At 42.1% G+C, this 17,525-nt stretch carries 13 protein-coding genes; 1 reads left to right on the top strand and 12 read right to left on the bottom strand.

Annotated elements, in window-relative coordinates:
• From K1X56_06965 to K1X56_06955, 3 genes are all read right to left on the bottom strand, one after another.
• The coding region (locus K1X56_06965; GenBank protein ID MBX7094441.1) for an AAA family ATPase at positions 1 to 1,042 on the bottom strand (1,042 nt) is incomplete at its 3' end.
• Positions 1,029 to 2,696, bottom strand: coding sequence for a mucoidy inhibitor MuiA family protein (locus tag K1X56_06960; protein ID MBX7094440.1), 1,668 nt, complete (start codon positions 2,694 to 2,696; stop codon positions 1,029 to 1,031). The genes K1X56_06965 and K1X56_06960, both read right to left, overlap by 14 nt.
• Positions 2,697 to 2,706: 10 nt before the next feature.
• A complete protein-coding gene (locus K1X56_06955) occupies positions 2,707 to 4,299 on the bottom strand; it encodes a DUF4139 domain-containing protein (GenBank protein MBX7094439.1) in 1,593 nt (530 codons plus the stop codon).
• A 191-nt stretch (positions 4,300 to 4,490) separates the two neighbouring features.
• Between K1X56_06955 and msrA the strand changes: the two genes are divergently transcribed.
• Positions 4,491 to 5,150 carry a peptide-methionine (S)-S-oxide reductase MsrA gene (gene msrA, locus K1X56_06950; protein ID MBX7094438.1) on the top strand — a complete coding sequence of 220 codons (660 nt, stop codon included), beginning with the start codon at positions 4,491 to 4,493 and terminating at the stop codon, positions 5,148 to 5,150.
• On the opposite strand, the gene K1X56_06945 is transcribed toward msrA, so the two are convergent.
• From K1X56_06945 to K1X56_06905, 9 genes are all read right to left on the bottom strand, one after another.
• The gene (locus tag K1X56_06945; GenBank protein MBX7094437.1) at positions 5,151 to 6,167 is read right to left on the bottom strand and encodes a metal-dependent hydrolase; all 1,017 of its coding nucleotides are present in this window, start codon (positions 6,165 to 6,167) and stop codon (positions 5,151 to 5,153) included.
• Positions 6,168 to 6,228: 61 nt separating this feature from the next.
• Positions 6,229 to 7,560, bottom strand: coding sequence for a rod shape-determining protein RodA (gene rodA, locus K1X56_06940; protein ID MBX7094436.1), 1,332 nt, complete (start codon positions 7,558 to 7,560; stop codon positions 6,229 to 6,231).
• The gene (mrdA, locus tag K1X56_06935) at positions 7,557 to 9,422 is read right to left on the bottom strand and encodes a penicillin-binding protein 2 (GenBank protein ID MBX7094435.1); all 1,866 of its coding nucleotides are present in this window, start codon (positions 9,420 to 9,422) and stop codon (positions 7,557 to 7,559) included. Before mrdA ends, rodA begins: the two co-directional genes overlap by 4 nt.
• A 3-nt stretch (positions 9,423 to 9,425) precedes the next feature.
• The gene (locus K1X56_06930) at positions 9,426 to 9,941 is read right to left on the bottom strand and encodes a rod shape-determining protein MreD (GenBank protein ID MBX7094434.1); all 516 of its coding nucleotides are present in this window, start codon (positions 9,939 to 9,941) and stop codon (positions 9,426 to 9,428) included.
• Positions 9,938 to 10,780 carry a rod shape-determining protein MreC gene (gene mreC, locus K1X56_06925; GenBank protein ID MBX7094433.1) on the bottom strand — a complete coding sequence of 281 codons (843 nt, stop codon included), beginning with the start codon at positions 10,778 to 10,780 and terminating at the stop codon, positions 9,938 to 9,940. The genes K1X56_06930 and mreC overlap by 4 nt, the downstream gene beginning before the upstream one ends.
• An 11-nt stretch (positions 10,781 to 10,791) precedes the next feature.
• Entirely contained in the window at positions 10,792 to 11,817 is a 1,026-nt protein-coding gene (locus tag K1X56_06920; protein ID MBX7094432.1) for a rod shape-determining protein, read from the bottom strand.
• 66 nt (positions 11,818 to 11,883) lie between these two features.
• Positions 11,884 to 13,407: a bifunctional phosphoribosylaminoimidazolecarboxamide formyltransferase/IMP cyclohydrolase gene (gene purH / locus K1X56_06915; protein ID MBX7094431.1), complete on the bottom strand. Its 1,524-nt coding sequence runs from the start codon at positions 13,405 to 13,407 to the stop codon at positions 11,884 to 11,886.
• 145 nt (positions 13,408 to 13,552) lie between these two features.
• Positions 13,553 to 17,062, bottom strand: a complete 3,510-nt coding sequence (locus K1X56_06910; GenBank protein ID MBX7094430.1) for a caspase family protein — start codon at positions 17,060 to 17,062, stop codon at positions 13,553 to 13,555.
• Positions 17,019 to 17,525 (bottom strand): DinB family protein, encoded by a 507-nt coding sequence (locus K1X56_06905; GenBank protein MBX7094429.1) that lies wholly within the window; start codon positions 17,523 to 17,525, stop codon positions 17,019 to 17,021. Before K1X56_06905 ends, K1X56_06910 begins: the two co-directional genes overlap by 44 nt.

Raw genomic sequence — 17,525 nt, 5'->3', positions numbered from 1 at the left:
ATTGAATGTAATCTTCCAATACGGTAGCTTCTTTCAATAATTGCTTGGCTTCGCTAAATAATAAATTACGCTGCTCCCGTTCTGCTGCTCCAAATTGACGCTTGTATTTTTTGGCCATTGCAAAAAATTCTTCTGCACGTTTTCGGTATTCTTTTAATTCCTTGTACGAAGAATGATTCATCATGCGCGCATCAAGGGTGTTGTTCATGACATCTTCCGATACGCGGGCAGGATTACCTAAACGTAAAACGTGAATTCCTTGGCGGACCAATTTTTCGGTGAGGAGATCCACCGCAACATTACTCGGGCTACAAACCAATACTTGTTTTTCATGCATTAAGGTTTGACGAATCGCCTCAATGAATGTGGTGGTTTTTCCGGTACCGGGCGGACCATGCACCAGGGCAACATCCTCTGCGCTTTCAATCAAACGCAATGCTTCCATTTGCGATTCATTTAAACCACCACTCGGAGTTTTACTATGAACTTCGCGATCGAAAGAAGCTTTTTTTATTCCGAAAATAACATCACGAAGGTGAGCCAATCGGTTTTTTTCTGCTTCAGCAACTTTCTGTAATGCAAAGAGCATTTCGCGATAACTGTTCTCATCGAACATCAGGTTAATACCCAGTTTACCGCGGTCGGCCCAGTCGGGAATTTCATCGTTGTTGAGCACAATACGCATACGGTTTCCCCATACGTTTTTAATTGTTCCGCTCACTTTATTGGAGGAATCTTTTTCGTCGTGATTCGAAAATAATTCAATCACTTTTCCCGATCCGAATTGATGTGCTTCGTCCTGGCCTTGCGTTCGCTCGATTTCAATAACGGCATAATCGCCCATTCCCATTTCTTCGCTTAAAACACGAATGGGATACCAGGTAACGCCATTTTTTCTTCGCTCCTGAATGCCTGCACGCGTAAATTGCTCCAGGTATTGCCGGTGGTCTTCTTCCTTTTCAATGGAAAGAAGATCCGTAAGCTGTTGCAGATGTTGTTTTACCGGAATTTCCAATGAATACGAAGCGTTAAAAGTTGGCAACGTCTTTATCCTGCGGGAATTTTACCGAATAAACAAATCGTATGGTTTTGCTTTCATTGGGTTTTAGATTCAATACCCAAAACAATCCGCCTATTTCCTTTTTCACGGTTGCTCCGGCTTCTTCCATCAATTCCACTTCTATTTCCTTATTCTGACTCACCGGATACTGATCTTGCAAATCGAGCAAAATTTCTGCGTTTTTGGTGTTTTTTACAGTGAGTTCAATGCCAATAGTGACTTTCTTTTTACCGCCTGAAAAACTGGGTTTGGAATAATCCTTAATTTTTTTGCGTTCAATAATTACACTTTTATCTCTGCCCAATGATAATGAAATGGAGTCGAGCGTACTTTGCGTATTGAGGTAAGAAGAACCAACATAACTATCCATAAAATACACATTGGCCATTCCGGAAATTAAATTGTGTTTTTCCCAACCACTGATGTAACCAACCAAAAATGCAGATGCATCATATTTTGGTGCTGCAAAATACCTGTATTTGGCATCCAGTTTAATATCGCCGATTTCAACGGTGTATTCTTGTCCGTCCCCATTAATCGTATACGGAATGGAAATATTAAACTCGGTGTTTACCGACGATTCTGCAATGGTGGTGTATTGCGCAGTGGTGGTTAGTTTATCGCTTTCCTCCACAATATATTCATCGGTCTCCGATTTGGCCTCTTTAGCTGAAGGTGCTGCACCGGTTTCATAGGCAGCCGAAGATTTTTTTCGTGCATTGCTGTAGGAACGTTCCTGTTCTTTACGGCGACGTTCTGCTTCTTCGTAATCGTAACCCGAAATCTGCCAAACTGCCAATGAAGGAAGGTTGTTGTTTTTCGAAGGATTTCCGGTGCTGAGTTTCAGTTTTACATTCTTCCACTCTTCACCTGTGCTTTGTGCAACCTTGGCTTTGTAGGTTAAGGCAATGGGCGATTGAATGTCGGTGGTCTTTGCATCGTAACTCGGGGTCCAGCCTGCATTGCCGGTGACGTATTTAAATTTCAATTCGGAGGTAATTCGTGCAGGGGAGGAAATGTTAACGATGATATCTGAAGTATATAAATTTTTAGAGCTGCGTAATTGCTGTAATTGCTGAGTGATTTTAGCAGATTCCTTACGGAGCGCCTGATCTTTAAATTTAAGATCCGCCAACTGTTTCAGCAATTCACGATACGTGCTTTGATACAATTCACTCATGTCCATCATATCATCCACCGTAATCGATTTATTTTCTCCGATAAACGATTTATTGGCTTCCACATAGGCTTTTTCTTCATTGAGGGCTCCCATTTCAATGCGGTTCAGCTCAATGTCGTTATTCACTTTTTCCAATTGATCTTTCAGGGATTTTACTTCCGGCAATTCGTCGGCATCCTGCAGAAAATTGTGGCGGTGATTAACGGATACAATGGTGTATTGCTTGCTGCCCTCTACCTGAATGGAGTTGGGGTCCATGGTGTAGGAGAGTCGACTCATCCGTATAATATTTGTTCCCGGATTTAATTGCAGGCTGGCCGTTCTGCTTACCTGTGCGCCGGAAAAAAAGATGGTGACATCCGTAACTTTGGAGTTGATTTCAATTTCCTTCACCTGTGCAAACGAAGAAAGGCATGCAGCGGAAATAAAGAGCGAGGTTAAAATATAGTGACGCATAATCATTCGTTTAGAGGTTCTGGATTACAAAATTTTTGGGATACTTCACCAGATAACTAAAACGCAGCGATTTCGATTCGCCGGGTTCCAGTTTTATTTTCCATTTTAATTTTCCACTTTCCTTATTGTACTCAGCATTGGAACTCTCAAGTAGTTCAACCGAGATTTCCTTTTGAGAAGAAAGTGGAATCTGATCTTCAATTTCAATTTCAATAGCCAGCGATTTCGTATTGCGGATAGAAATTTCGAAATCTTCCTGTTGCTTTTTTGTATTGCCGCTCACCGATTTCGAACTCATGTCGCTTACATTTTTTCGCTGCACAACTACACCCTCATCTGCACCCATCGATAATTCTAAGGTATCGTTGGTGGTATTGGTGTTGATGTAGGACTTGCCGACATAAGTCCCTTTAAAATAGATATTACTTTCTGCCGATAGCAAACTGTATTCGGTCCAGCCACTAACACGAGCCATCAGAAAAGCATCTTCTGCCATTTTAGGTACAGTGGAATAACGGTATTTTGCAGGGAAATCATAATTACCGATTTCTACTACATATTCAATTCCATCCGAAGGAATCGAGTAGGCGGATGCAATTTTGAATTCGGTATTTAAAGCGTTTTGCGAAATCTGTGCATTTTGTTGCCATGAATAGGTATTTCCACCTTTCGCTTTTCCGCTTTCCGTATTGAGGGTGGTGTTGGAATAGGCACCATTGTACACACCATTGCTGTTGTAGTTGCGGTATTGAATAAAATCCAGGTACCAAACAGGGACAACCGGAATATTATTCGAAAAATTAGGAGAAGAAGTCGAAAGCGTCAGTTTTACATTTTCCCAATCGCTGCCAGTAATTTGAGATACATGTGCTTTGTAGGCCAGACTTACCGGTCCGCCCACCTCCTCTGCACGCAAATCGTAAAAGGGCGACCAACCCGCTCCCTGGGTGAAATAGGTGAGTTGCACCTGACCGCTGATTGCTTTTTTTGCACTCACGTTAACCAGAATTTCACCGGTAGCTTTTTGTCGGCCACTAATCACCTGATTAATTTCTGCATTGATGCGTTGAATGGAAGCATTGAGTTTGGTTTCCGTTTTACGGTGATCCATCAGTTTCAAATCAATGGCCCGTATACGTTCAGATGCAAAATCAGAAATTTCATGAAGGTCATCAATGATCAATCCGTTGTTATTGGCCAGTTTCCGGTTCGACTGAAACATGGAGCGTTCTTCCGATAAGGCCAGCTTCTCTGCATTTAAAACTTCAAGTTGATACATCAGTTTATTTAAACTGTCGCGTAAAGACTCCGTTTCCGGATCAGCACCTTCCTGGCTGAGGTGGTTTTGACGATAATTCACCGAAAGAATGGCAAATTCGTTAACGCCCCGCAATTGAATGCTCGAGGGATTAACACCCGAGGGTAGTCCCGTAAAACGCAGCACACTGCTACCTTGCGGAATGCTTACTTTGGCTTGACGAACTTCTTGTACGCCGCTGAGGTAGAGGGTGACCTCCTTAACGGTAGATTTCACTTGGATTTCATCTTGCTGCGCATGCAAAAAGGTGCACAAAAAGAGAAAAGGTATGGTTAGTTTTTTCATATCCAGAGACTGAGACTCAAAATTAAACTAAAATGCAAATACAAAGCCAATTGTTGGCAATTACATTGGAGAACTGTACAAAAATCATCATCAAAGGTTCAACCTGAACCAAAAAAGCTCCGGATTGTTAAATAAAGTGAAATAAAAACCAAAAGCAGTCTGTTCTGCGTTTATTCATCAAAATAGAATTTATGAAAAGCTTTTATTCACTTTTATTGCTGATGCTTATTCTGCCCTTAACAGCTGTATCTTGTCGGTTTGATTATAACGAAAATTTAAATGCAATGGATATGGAAAATGCAGATACACTGAAAGCGCAGGGCCTGGAAGTGGCAGTTTTTGGAGCAGGCTGTTTTTGGTGTGTAGAGGCCGTGTTTCAGGAACTGAAAGGAGTGAAATCCGTTATGCCCGGGTATTGCGGTGGACAAACCCAAAATCCCACCTACGAAGAAGTGTGTCGTGGCAATACGGGGCACGCTGAAGTAGCACGCATAGTGTTCGATCCGAAGGTGGTTAGTTTCGACGAATTGCTGGAGGTCTTTTGGCAAACGCATGATCCTACCACCATGAACCGTCAGGGAAATGATGTGGGAACCCAATACCGTTCGGCTATTTTTTACCATGGCGAAGAACAAAAGCAAAAAGCCGAATTGTATAAGAAAAAATTAAATGAAAGTGGAGCATGGGATAAACCCATTATTACGGAGATAAGTCCCGCCACCACATTTTATCCGGCCGAGGAATACCATCGCAATTATTATATCAATAATCCCAATCAGGGTTATTGCAGGTATGTAATTGCGCCGAAAATGGACAAATTCAGAAAGGTGTTTAAGGACAAACTCAAATAATCAGTTTCCGAATACTTTTCCGAAATATTCTCCCAGAAACGAAAATCCTTGTGCAATGGCAGGAGCCTTGCGATGGAAGATGATTTTTCCTTCTTTCAGTTGAAGCAGATACACAAAATTCGATCGCTTCTCAATGTGAGAACTTATGGCATCGGTTTGTCCAAAACGCAAATCGTGAAATTCGAGGGTATCGCCTTTTAATTCCAATGCATAAAATCCACGGGCATTTCGCTGCAGTGCTTTATAATCGGGATGTTGACTTAATCCAATAACATCCGCCAATTCATGCTGTTTGGGAATTGAGCGGTATTGAATGGCAGAAGCATTTCCGAAAACACTCCAGGCACCGGTATAAAATACATCTTTCCCTTCGGCGGTACATTCCCAATAGAAAGTGGTAAAAGGCATTGGTTTTACATCGCTGCGATCAAATGCAATGCCTTGTTCACGGAGTGATGACTCGAAAACCGAAGTGCTGTAAAGACGCATTCCGAGTCCGAAAAACAAATATCCGGTTGAAAGATAGAATCCAAGTTTGGCGTAACGGAATCGCTTAGGATCATCCTTCTTTTTGCGCATAGCGAGAATTAAAAAGACGATATAAGGCAAGGTATAAAGTGGATCAATTACAAATACGCCATTCCAGGTTACTCTGTATTCGAACGGCCAGAACAATTGCGTTCCCCAGGTAGTAAATGCATCCAGTAGAGGATGAGTTACCAGCGACCACCAGGCCAGCCAGGACCATTCTCTTGCGCTAATGTTTTTGTTTTTACTCACCCGGTGAATAAACCAACCCATTAAAGGAGCAAAGAGCGCGCAAAAGACAATGGAATGCATAAATCCGCGGTGATTCAACATAGCATGAAGCGGATCGGTGAATAAGGCGCCAAAAACATCCAGATCGGGAACGGTTCCTGCAATGGCACCCCAGAGCATGGCCTTATTTCCGGCCTTTTTGCCAAGTACCAATTCGCCGACCCCGGCGCCTAAAACAATCTGGGTTAATGAATCCATAAAACGCGTTTAGCTATTAAGTCGAATGAACCGGTAAAATAGTTTAAAATGGAAAAAAAAATTAACGCAACACATCCAAACGCTCACTGTCAAGTTTAAGCAAGAGGAAAATTAGAATGGAAAATGCCATGAGGGAAGATCCGCCGTAGCTGAAAAATGGAAGTGGAATTCCAATTACGGGCGCTAATCCGATGGCCATTCCGATGTTGATGAGCATATGAAAAAAAATAATTCCGGAAACACAGTAGGCAAAAATCCGGGTAAAGGCAGAACGCTGTCGCTCCGCAATGAGGGTGATACGGATAAGTAAAAAAACGAAGAGGAACAGAATGGTAACCGAACCGAAAAATCCCCATTCCTCACTCAGGGTGCAAAAAATGAAGTCGGTACTTTGCATCGGTACGTGTTTTTGTCCGCTATTGGCAAGGGTCGATTTCATATAACCTTTTCCGCCAACGCCACCTGAACCAATCGCCGCCATGGAACGGTTGATGTTGTATTCTTTACCATCGGGATCGTTAATGAGACCCAGAGTAATATCGATCCGTTCACGCTGGTGTTTTTGTAACACATGGTAAAAGGCATAATTGGTTCCAACCACAATCACAATGGAAGCCACATACGCTAAAATTAAAATCGTGATGGCCGAACGGCGATTTCGTTTCATAATCATTTGGCGAATGAGTAAAAACACCAAAAGAGATATGATGGATAGGATAATTATAAGACCGGTTTGACCCGAAACTTCTTGTTGAATAACCGGAAGTTCAATAATGCTTTCTTTCAGCATTAAACTCAATACACCCAATACCAGAACAAATAATCCAAAGAGTAAAAGGTTACCCGACATCCCCTCACGGTAAAGCACCAGAATAAACGAAACGAAAACAATAACTGTTCCGGCATCCGGTTGCAATAAAATCAACATGGCAGGGAAACCGATAAACATCGCCGTGTACAAACGCGTTTTAAAATCTTCGAAACGAATTTGAGCGGTAGATAAATATTTAGAAAGCGCCAACGCCACACCAATCTTGGCAAATTCCGAAGGTTGTATTCCAAAAGAACCAATACCAAACCAGGCTTTAGCACCGTTTTTTTCTTCTCCAACAATTAAAACAGCAACCAGTAAAACACACATGGCGCCGTAAAATTCAAAGGAATATTTTCGGATAAAACTTCCTTCGAGAAGAAAAATAATTCCACCCAGCACCAGTGAAATGCCAAACCACAAAATTTGTTTGCCATATTCCATTTTCTGATCCAGAATAAATGCATGTTCCGGATTGTAGGCCGATGAATAAATATTGATAATGCCTAGCACCGCCAAAATCAGATACAAAGCCAGGAGTCCCCGGTCAATTTTCCTTAACTGACGTTCACCTTGCCTCATAGTCCTTTTCTCTTTTTACTCTTGGCATTGGTGGTGGCCTTCTCCTTTTTCACATCCAGAATTACGGCATCAATCATGCGTTTTTCTTTGATGGTATCCGTCACCGTTCCGGTGAGGTATTTTTCAATCATTAAACTCGCAATCGGAGCAGCCCATTGTCCGCCGAATCCTGCATTCTCCACATAAACGGAAATCGCAATTTTCGGATCATCCTTTGGAGCAAAAGCAATAAATACAGAGTGGTCTTCACCATGTGGATTCTGCGCTGTTCCTGTTTTTCCGCACACGGTGATGTTCGGAAGCTTGGCACTGGATGCGGTTCCTCCCGGTTCTTCTACCACCGCACGCATGGCTTCTACCAGGGGTTCAAAATATTCGGTGTTGATTTTGGTTTTATGCGGTGTTTTATATTTTTCGGGAATCTCTCCCGGTTTGCCAATACCACGGATAAAATGTGGCGTGATATAAAATCCTCTGTTCGCAATAATGGCAGTGAAATTGGCCATTTGCATGGGGACCACCAAAACTTCTCCCTGACCGATGGAAATGGAATAAATAGTGGAGAAAGCCCAGCGTCCTTTTCCGTAGTATTTATCGTAAAATTCTACATTGGGAATAAATCCTTTTTTCAATGAAGGAATATCCACTTCAAGCTGAACACCGAAACCTAGATCATACATGTATTCAGTCCAACGCCGCAATCCCATTTCGGCATCTTTAAAAATACTGCGCGATTTTCCCTGTTGAATAATGCGTTGTGTAGCACGGAAAAAATACGGATTACAGGAATACTGCACGGCTTTACTCAACGAACTTGCACCGGGGTGATTGTGACAACCCACTAAACTTTTATCGCAGGGAAATCCGGTATTAAAATCGATCACACCTTCCTGCAAGCCAATCAATGCCTGAGCCATTTTAAAAATGGAGCCGGGAGGATACATCGCCTGGATGGCGCGATTGTAAAGTGGTTTTAAAGAATCGTTATTGAGTAGTCCATAATAGTTTTTTCCTTTTTCGCGACCCGTCATTAATGAAGGTGCATAGGTCGGTGAAGAGACCATGGCAATGATTTCACCCGTTTTTGGTTCTATGGCAACAATACTTCCTTTTTTATTTTGCATCAGCAATTCGCCATATTCCTGCAGCTTTGCATCAATGGTGCAGTAAATGTTTTTTCCGGGGACCGACATCGTATCGTATTTCCCGTTTTCATAACTGCCGCTTTCTTTACCAATGGCGTCCTTCAACAAATAACGAACCCCACGTTCTCCACGCAGAATTTCTTCGTAGGATTGCTCAAGGCCTTTTTTTCCAATGTAATCGCGCGGACGATAATAGGGGTTTTTCTCAATGTCTTCCGGACTCACCTCGCTGATATAACCGAAAACGTGTGCACCAATTTCTCTCCGGTATCCACGCATGGTTCTGTCCTGAGCGAAAAATCCGGGGTATTTATAAAGTTCTTCAGAGATGACTTCAAACTGATCCGAAGAAATTTGTTTTTCAAATTCAGATGGGATGTTGAAGGAATAATTTTTTGCGGCTTCAATTTTTTTATCGAAATCTTCTTTGCTGATGCCAACCAATTTGCAAAATGCGAGCGTGTCCATCTCTTTCATTTTGCGGGGGGTCACCATTAAATCGTAAAAGGTTTTGTTCTCTACTAATTTCTCACCGGCACGATCGTAAATAATTCCACGCGGGGCGTAGGTGTATAATTTGTACTCAGAAATTTCAGCAGCACGGTCCGACCATTTATCCGTTAACACTTGCATAAACAGCAAACGAATAATGAAAATAACTGCCACTGTAATGTAAATGAGCAGAAGAACGAATTGCCGGTTTTCGTAATTCCTCATGACTTAACGGTTAGTGGCTCGAAAATTCAATAATTGAGCAATTGTCATTACCAGCAGACTGAGCGCTCCACTAGCAACAATTCGCAAGAGCGTGTGAAAAAATCCGTCGAAACGAAATGCTTCAAGAAAGAAAAAGACCGTATGATGAAGTAGAATCATGGTCCCCGCATAATAAGCAAACCAGGTAAAACCTAAGGATTGTAAATGAGGTTGCATGTTAAAATCATAGCCTTCACGTGGTGAATAGAGGCGGAGAATACGCGGACGAACCCATGCAAGAAAAACGCAGGCAGAGGTGTGTAGTCCCAATGTATTTGTAAATGAATCCATGAATAATCCGTAAACAAATCCGAGTGGAATTAACAACCATAAAGGCGTTTCAAAAGGAAGGGCAATGATGAAGAGAATATAAATATACGGTTGAAAATAAGGACCAAGATTGATGTTGTTCAATACCAGTCCCTGAAGCAGTAGCAGAAAAACAAAGCGGATAATATTGAGTATAATTTCTCCGATCATGGTTTTATTACCTCGTTTTTAATGGAAGCTTCCAGTTCCATTTGTTCATCACGTAAATGATTTTCGATTACATACACATGGAAAACAGCACTGAAATCGGTCGCTAAATTCACAATGATGGTGTGGTGCATCGATCCGGGTTTTTGATACACTTCTTTTACGGTTCCCACCAAAACACCTTCCGGAAAACGGGCGGAACTTCCTTTGGTAACCACGGTATCGCCGGGTTCAACGGGAGCATCTACGGTTATGCCTTTCAGCACTACGGTTTTATCATCGATTCCTTCCCAGTTGATCAAACCGTGATCGTTGGTCTTTTGAAGTTTAACTGATAAAACGAAATTTTTATTGAGTACCGAAATAATTGTTGCGTAGTGTGGCGAAACATCTTTTACAAATCCTACAATGGAAGTTCCGTTGGTTACACCCATATCCTTGCGAATGCCATCATTACTTCCGCGGTTGATGGTCATGAAATTATCCTGAAGTTGAACCGTAGAGTTTATCACTTTAGCAGCGCGATAGGTGTATTGGGGAATTTTGTTGGAGTCGAGAACGTATTCGTTCGATTTTATTTTTTCGTATTGCGATTCATTCAGCATCGAACGAAGTTTGGCATTCTCTTCCATCAATTGCAGATTGGCATCTTTTAAATGGAAATACTCGGTGAACTCCGATTTTTTTTCCATCATGTAACCAACCATGGTCGATGAAGAATTCATGAATGTGCTTCGTTGATAATCGTTATACGATACCAATAAGGATATGCTCATGATCTCAAAGACCAGGAAGAGGAAAAAGAAGTAATTCTTGACGATGAACAGCCTCAGGTTCCTCATTCAGCACAGGTTTAATCGCGGATAAGAAACTGGAAGCGGTCGATGTTTTTAAGCGCAATACCTGTACCACGCGCAACGGCACGGAGTGGATCATCTGCAATGTGAACCGGTAATTTCGTCTTCATCGAAATACGTTTGTCCAAACCGCGTAATAATGCACCACCACCGGCAAGGTAAATACCGGTTTTGTAAATATCGGCCGATAATTCAGGTGGCGTCATTTCCAATGCGCTTAAAATCGCTTCTTCCACTTTCGAAATGGATTTATCCAACGCATGCGCAATCTCGCTGTAGGATACGGTAATTTCTTTCGGAATACCGGTCATTAAGTCTCTTCCGCTTACGGCATAGTCTTCGGGACCATCCTCTAGTTCGGGTAATGCAGCGCCGACTTCAATTTTAATACGCTCTGCAGTACGTTCACCAACCAGAATGTTGTGCTGGCGACGCATGTATTCTTCAATGTCGGAAGTGAATTCATCACCGGCAACACGAATGGATTTATCACAAACAATTCCGCCCAATGCAATTACCGCAATCTCAGAAGTACCACCTCCGATGTCGATAATCATATTACCCATCGGTTCTTCTACGTCAATTCCAATACCAATAGCAGCAGCCATCGGTTCGTGAATGAGGTAAACTTCTTTAGCTCCGGCATGTTCCGCACTGTCGCGTACTGCACGTTTTTCTACTTCGGTAATACCACTCGGAATACAAATCACCATTCGAAGAGAAGGATTAAACAATCGCTTCTTCGGGTGAATCATTTTTATCATCTCACGAATCATGTGCTCCGCAGCATGGAAGTCGGCAATTACACCGTCTTTCAGGGGACGAATCGTTTTGATGTTTTCGTGGGTCTTACCGTGCATCATTTGCGCTTTACGTCCAACGCCAATAATTTTATTGGTGGAACGATCAACCGCAACAATGGAGGGTTCATCCACTACTACTTTGTCGTTATGTATAATCAGCGTATTCGCCGTTCCTAAGTCAATCGCAATCTCTTGCGTAAAAAAATCAAAAAGCCCCATGTATCCTCCGGTTTGTTGAGTCTCTAAAAATAATCAATTAATAAGCGAATGTCAAGGTAAAAACCATTAGTGTTTAAAGTGACGAACACCGGTCATTACCATCGCCATTCCATTCTTGTTGCAATAATCCACCGATTCCTGATCCTTAATCGATCCACCAGGTTGTACCACAGCGGTGATACCGGCATTTTTTGCAATTTCTACGCAATCAGGGAAAGGGAAAAAAGCATCACTTGCCATTACAGCTCCCTCTAGTGAAAAACCAAAGGCCTGTGCTTTTGCAATGGCCTGGCGGAGAGAGTCAACACGACTCGTTTGACCCGTACCGCTGGCAAGAAGTGTGTTGTTTTTTGCCAATACAATGGTGTTGGATTTGGTATGTTTTACCAATACACCCGCAAACTCCAAATCATTCAATTCGGCAGATGTTGGAGCTTTGGTAGTGGCCAGTTTATAATCCTCTTTTTTATCGCGGATTTGGTCCTTATCCTGTACCAGAAAGCCATTTAAAGCAGTACGAACCAATTGTTTTGGCATCTGTGTTTTTTTACGGCGCAATAAAATGCGGTTCTTTTTGCCTTTTAATACCTGCATGGCATCTTCCGAAAAAGAAGGAGCAATCAGGACTTCAAAAAACAACTTGTCAATTTCACTCGCTGTAGCAATGTCGATTTCCTGATTGGCAATCAATATTCCGCCAAAAGCAGAAACCGGATCACCCGCAAGGGCTGCAGTCCAGGCATCGAACAGGGTAGAGCGGATGGCTGCTCCACAGGCATTATTGTGTTTTAAAATAGCGAATGCAGGTTGTCCATTATCCAGATCGTCCATCAGATTCACAGCTGCATCTACATCCAACAGATTGTTGTAGGATAATTCCTTGCCGTTGAGCTGATCAAAAAGAGCATTAAGTTGACCATAAAAACTGCCTTTTTGATGCGGGTTTTCACCATAGCGCAAAACTTGCGATTGGTCAACACTAATCTTCAGAAAATCGAAACCGGTATTGAAATGGTTGAAAATAGCCGTGTCGTAATGCGATGAAATATGAAAGGCGTAAGCCATGTATTTTCTGCGGTCTTCCAATGAAGTACTGCCGTTTTTCGACTGAAGTAATTGTAAAAAATCGGGATATAAATCTCTGGACGAAACAATCACCACATCCTTAAAATTTTTGGCTGCGGCACGAATCAGGGAAATTCCGCCTATATCGATTTTCTCAATGATGTCCAATTCCCCGGCACCCGATGCAACGGTTTCTTCGAAGGGATATAAATCCACAATCACCAGGTCGATCTCAGGAATTTCATATTGCTCCAGCTGTGCAAGGTCACCGTCGTTTTCACGTCGACCCAAAATCCCTCCAAAAACTTTCGGGTGAAGGGTTTTTACACGTCCGCCCAAAATGGAAGGATAGGAAGTTAAATCCTCTACCGCAACAACGGGAATACCCAATTTTTCAATAAAATCCTGCGTACCACCGGTAGAGTAGATGATAACACCATTTTTGTGAAGTTCCTTTACAATATCATCGAGTCCGTCCTTGTAAAAAACGGAAATCAGAGCACTTTTAATCTTTTTATCGGCCATTTTCCTAAATATTCAGTGGCCGAAAGTACTAAGAAAGCATACACATACTAACGGGAAATGAGTATGTGTTGAAAAAAGACTTGTATTTGTTGAAAGTTGACTGAAAAGCGCAATTTTCGGGATTTACTTCAGCAATCTAGAGCAGCTATTTCCACAATGGAAAATCCAGCATAAAATTATCCACACGGGTGGTGGGAACCTGCTTTCCGGAACTGATGTTGCTGACCTGTTCTACAACGTATTTTTGCACCTCCTGTAAGGTGATGGTTCCATCGCTGTTGAGGTCGGCCTTTTTCGATTTTAATCCTTCCAAAAGGCAATAGGTAAACAATCCGTTTTTCCAGGTTTCCGATTCCATGGCATATTCAGTTCCACCGGCACTTGAAATAGCAATTGCACCCGTTCCTTTGCGTAAATCGGCAAATAATTCCTTCACCATTTTACTGGCACCTGCCATTTGAGCGTCCTTGTATTCAGCACCCTCACCCACGGCACGGAACTCAACATCGCCGCTTTCCACGTTTGCATTGTTGGAGGTTGAACCTTGAACATCTTCTTTTTCCAATTCACCACTGTGACAGGTATCCATAATCAGAATTTTACGGATGGCTTTTAAACCGTTGAGCAGGCTTTCCAGTAAATCATAAGAGATGCCTTCTTTGGCGGGATTATTAAAATCCATCGTAAAAGGAGCGTAGAAATAATTGAAGTTTTTGTCGAGCACACCGTGACCCGCAACAAAGATCATCACCACGTCGTTGACATCCGCCTGCAGGAGAAAATCTTTTAATGCAAGAATGTTTTTCTTCGTTACTTCAGCATCGGTGAGCGACTTGGTTTTTACACTGCTAAATCCGCCTGAAGCTCCAAATGCGGCGGCCATATCTTTGGCATCTTTGGCGGCATATTTTAAAGAGAATTTTTTGTCCTTGTAAGCCGATGTCCCAATGGTAACCAAATACAAATTGCTGCTGGCTTTATAATCCGCTTCTATTTGAAAAGCCTCATTTAAGCTTTCTGTCCCGTCGGCAGCATAACTGGCAACACGGATTTCATTGGTTCCGCTTAAAAGGGGTATGACAACTGTTGTATCTATCGAATTTCGGGCAGCAAAACGAATACCCTGAATGCCAAAAACCGGAACATTGTTAACACGGAATTGAAGTCCCGTAATTTTCGAATGACTGGCCTGGGCTTTTACGGCGATACGGATGCTTTTTTCCTTTGTGCTTAATCCGATCTCCGCACGGTTCGTGATTTCGATGCCCGGTAAGTTGGAAATGGACAAAATCTGGCTTTGCTGACCGTTTTTTTGCAGCCTTTTTTCATAGGCCGATTCATAAAGTTTCACCAGGTTTTTATTGGATGAACCCAACGCTTCCAAAACGCGGGAGGGACGGTTAAAAAATAAATCGAATTGCTCAAAGGGATAGGCATTTTTTCCCACACGGAAGGTCACCAGCGAATAACCTTCCTTGTTCACCTTGTAAAAGTTGTCGGAAGTTTTAATAATGGCATTATCGCCCTCGGTCACCATCGTGGCAATATTTTTCCCATTCTCCACATTAAAAATCCGGATCTCTCCCGATTTAAAACTGATGGCGATTCTACCGCCGGAGCTGATACCTACATTGGTGATTTCGCGGGTAGGGCAGGGAATATCCACTGTGTTTCCGTTGAGAATATTGAACACGGAAATACCATCTTTGGTCTTGCTCACGGCAAAATCCTGCGGATCGTACATGGGGAGAATCCGGCCTTTTAAATGAATGCTGGCTGCAATCTCATCGGTAAATCCGGCAATGGAAAGTTTGCGAAAACCATCTACCGAATTATATAAAATGTATTTGGCATCTCTGCTGAAATTCACAAATCCGCCTTGTAAGGCAGATAGGTTAACGGGAAGAAGATTTTCGAAAATCACCGAACGCTTACCGAAGTCCGAAACAAAAAGTTTTCCGGTGTTAAAAACAGCAGCAAAAAGTTTTCCGTCGGGACTAAAACTCACGTCAAGGATTTCTGAAATAGCAGCTGTTTGATTGGGGATGTTGTAATAAAATGAGCCGCTGAATTCTCCCGTTTTTAAATCGCACACGGTTACATATTCATCACCAATTCCACCACACACTACAAAATTTTCATCCGGAGAAATGGCAATGGCGTTGACTTTTTGTAAGCGATGTTTCAGATAAAAACGATAAACAGGTTTTCCATCAATGATCTGATAAACGCGAATTTCATCTTTGGGCAATTGGGTAACCATAAAATTACCTTTCGAGGAAAATAAAATCACAGGATCAAAATCGATGATTTTATCGAGATTTTTTTGGGTGGCCAGTCCCACCGTTTTTGCCGTTTTTTTCTTATTCAGCTGGAAGTTTCCATTCATTATATCCTGTGCAGTATTTACACCGGAATTAATGGTTCCCACTGCATTATCTTTCACTTTATCGGCCGAAGGATAATATTCGCGTTTTGCATCGGGTAGAGTGAAGGATCCGGTTTTTTCGCCCAGATCAAAATCCCAGAAACTTAATTCCTGGTCTTCATGTAATATGGCAATTTTATTGTCGTTCGGAAAAAAGCTAAACGTAATTACAGGTTTAACACTACCCTTTAATTCTTTGTAAACTTTACCTGTATTGAGATTAAAAATGCGAATGGTGTTTTCACTTTTAGCAATACCGGTAATCATGTTTTTCTTAAAACCCGATGTGGCCAGTGAGGTGCCGTCGGGACTAAAACTCAATGCTCCAATAGGTGTTCCGGCAGATTCTTCTATTATTTTTTCTACAGATAAATCGCCCGCTTTCCAGATTTTTAACGATTTATCGCTTCCTGCAGTGGCTAAATAGCTAAAGTCTTTCCGTATCGCCATGGTGTTTATTTGTCCGCCATGTGCGCTGATTTCTGCTGTTTTCTTTTTGGATTTAATATCCCATAAAGCCAATTTTCCTTCGGCTCCGGCTGTTATCAGTTGCGCATCACTTCCGTACAGGAGAGAATGGATGGGATCTTTACATGGGATAACTTGCAGTTTTTTTCCGCCGGCATCATAAACCTGTATTTCTTTTCCCTTAACAATAATTGCTAGTTGCGTATTGTTCGGATGAATGGTTAAATCGCTGATTTCGCTTTTACCACAGGCAATCGATTGTGTTGTTTTTAAATCACTGATGTTTTTATAAACCAGATTTCCCTTAGCAGTTCCAATTACAAATTGTTGTTGATTGATCACCCTTAAACAATTAATTTCTTCACCGGCAGAGCTGCTGTCTGAAGGAATCCAGGTATTCAAATCCCACGATATAATGGTTCCGGATTTATCGGCGCTAATAATGCGGTCGCCTGAGGGGACAAAGGCAAGGGCACGGATTTTACTTTCATGTCCAAATAAAGAACCGATAATTTTTCCGCTTCTAACATCCCAAACCCGAATGGCATTGTCGCCCTCATTCACCGATGCAATATAATTTCCCTGCGGCGAATATTCAATTTTAGTAATGGCCCCATTCATCCGCGATTGGGTAATCAAATCCACCTGAGCTTGAAGCGTAAAAGAAAAAAACGTCACCAGAATGGTGATAAGGGCAAGTTGTTGTTTCATGGTATCAGAGATATCGTTCCCGGATGATGTTGCAATGATGCAAGGCATGTCCGGCAAGTATATGAGCAATGGCCCGGACAGAAATTAAATGTCCGTTAGCCTTACCTTTTTTAGTAAGTGTAGAAGAATCCAGATTTTCAAAAAGTGCAATGGTAGAATTTCGAACGGCTTTAAATTCGGCAATGATAGTTTCCATACTGCGTTTTTCCGCGAAGGAATTATTGGCAAATTGATTTTCATCAAAACCTGGCAATTCTTCGGAATCATTTCTCGCAAAGCGCAATGCACGGTAAGTGTAAATACGTTCCGTGTCAATCATGTGCAGGATTACTGCTTTAATGCTCCACTTATCTGGCGCGTAGTTGTAATTGCCTTGCTCTTCGGAAATCGAACTTAAAAATTCAACAATCTGATCGCCCGATTCCCGCAGCTCGGCAACAATCTCGCTGGTTTTTACAAGACCAATAAACGGTTCGTAGTATCCGGGATATTCATCGGTATCGGGACGCAT

It is taken from the genome of Flavobacteriales bacterium (genome assembly GCA_019694795.1).
GTDB lineage: Bacteria > Bacteroidota > Bacteroidia > Flavobacteriales_D > UBA2798 > UBA2798.
Note: the sequence above shows the minus strand (reverse complement) of the source record. Positions and strands in the feature narration are given on the sequence as shown.

What these genes read in the sequence shown, in the direction of transcription:
- K1X56_06910 (MBX7094430.1), bottom strand. Translation starts at nt 17,062, where the DNA reads ATGCCTTGCATCATTGCAACATCATCCGGGAACGATATCTCTGATACC.
- K1X56_06955 (MBX7094439.1), bottom strand. Translation starts at nt 4,299, where the DNA reads ATGAAAAAACTAACCATACCTTTTCTCTTTTTGTGCACCTTTTTGCAT.
- K1X56_06905 (MBX7094429.1), bottom strand. Translation starts at nt 17,525, where the DNA reads ATGCGTCCCGATACCGATGAATATCCCGGATACTACGAACCGTTTATT.
- rodA (MBX7094436.1), bottom strand. Translation starts at nt 7,560, where the DNA reads ATGAGGCAAGGTGAACGTCAGTTAAGGAAAATTGACCGGGGACTCCTG.
- K1X56_06960 (MBX7094440.1), bottom strand. Translation starts at nt 2,696, where the DNA reads ATGCGTCACTATATTTTAACCTCGCTCTTTATTTCCGCTGCATGCCTT.
- K1X56_06930 (MBX7094434.1), bottom strand. Translation starts at nt 9,941, where the DNA reads ATGATCGGAGAAATTATACTCAATATTATCCGCTTTGTTTTTCTGCTA.
- K1X56_06920 (MBX7094432.1), bottom strand. Translation starts at nt 11,817, where the DNA reads ATGGGGCTTTTTGATTTTTTTACGCAAGAGATTGCGATTGACTTAGGA.
- K1X56_06945 (MBX7094437.1), bottom strand. Translation starts at nt 6,167, where the DNA reads ATGGATTCATTAACCCAGATTGTTTTAGGCGCCGGGGTCGGCGAATTG.
- mreC (MBX7094433.1), bottom strand. Translation starts at nt 10,780, where the DNA reads ATGAGGAACCTGAGGCTGTTCATCGTCAAGAATTACTTCTTTTTCCTC.
- mrdA (MBX7094435.1), bottom strand. Translation starts at nt 9,422, where the DNA reads ATGAGGAATTACGAAAACCGGCAATTCGTTCTTCTGCTCATTTACATT.
- msrA (MBX7094438.1), top strand. Translation starts at nt 4,491, where the DNA reads ATGAAAAGCTTTTATTCACTTTTATTGCTGATGCTTATTCTGCCCTTA.
- purH (MBX7094431.1), bottom strand. Translation starts at nt 13,407, where the DNA reads ATGGCCGATAAAAAGATTAAAAGTGCTCTGATTTCCGTTTTTTACAAG.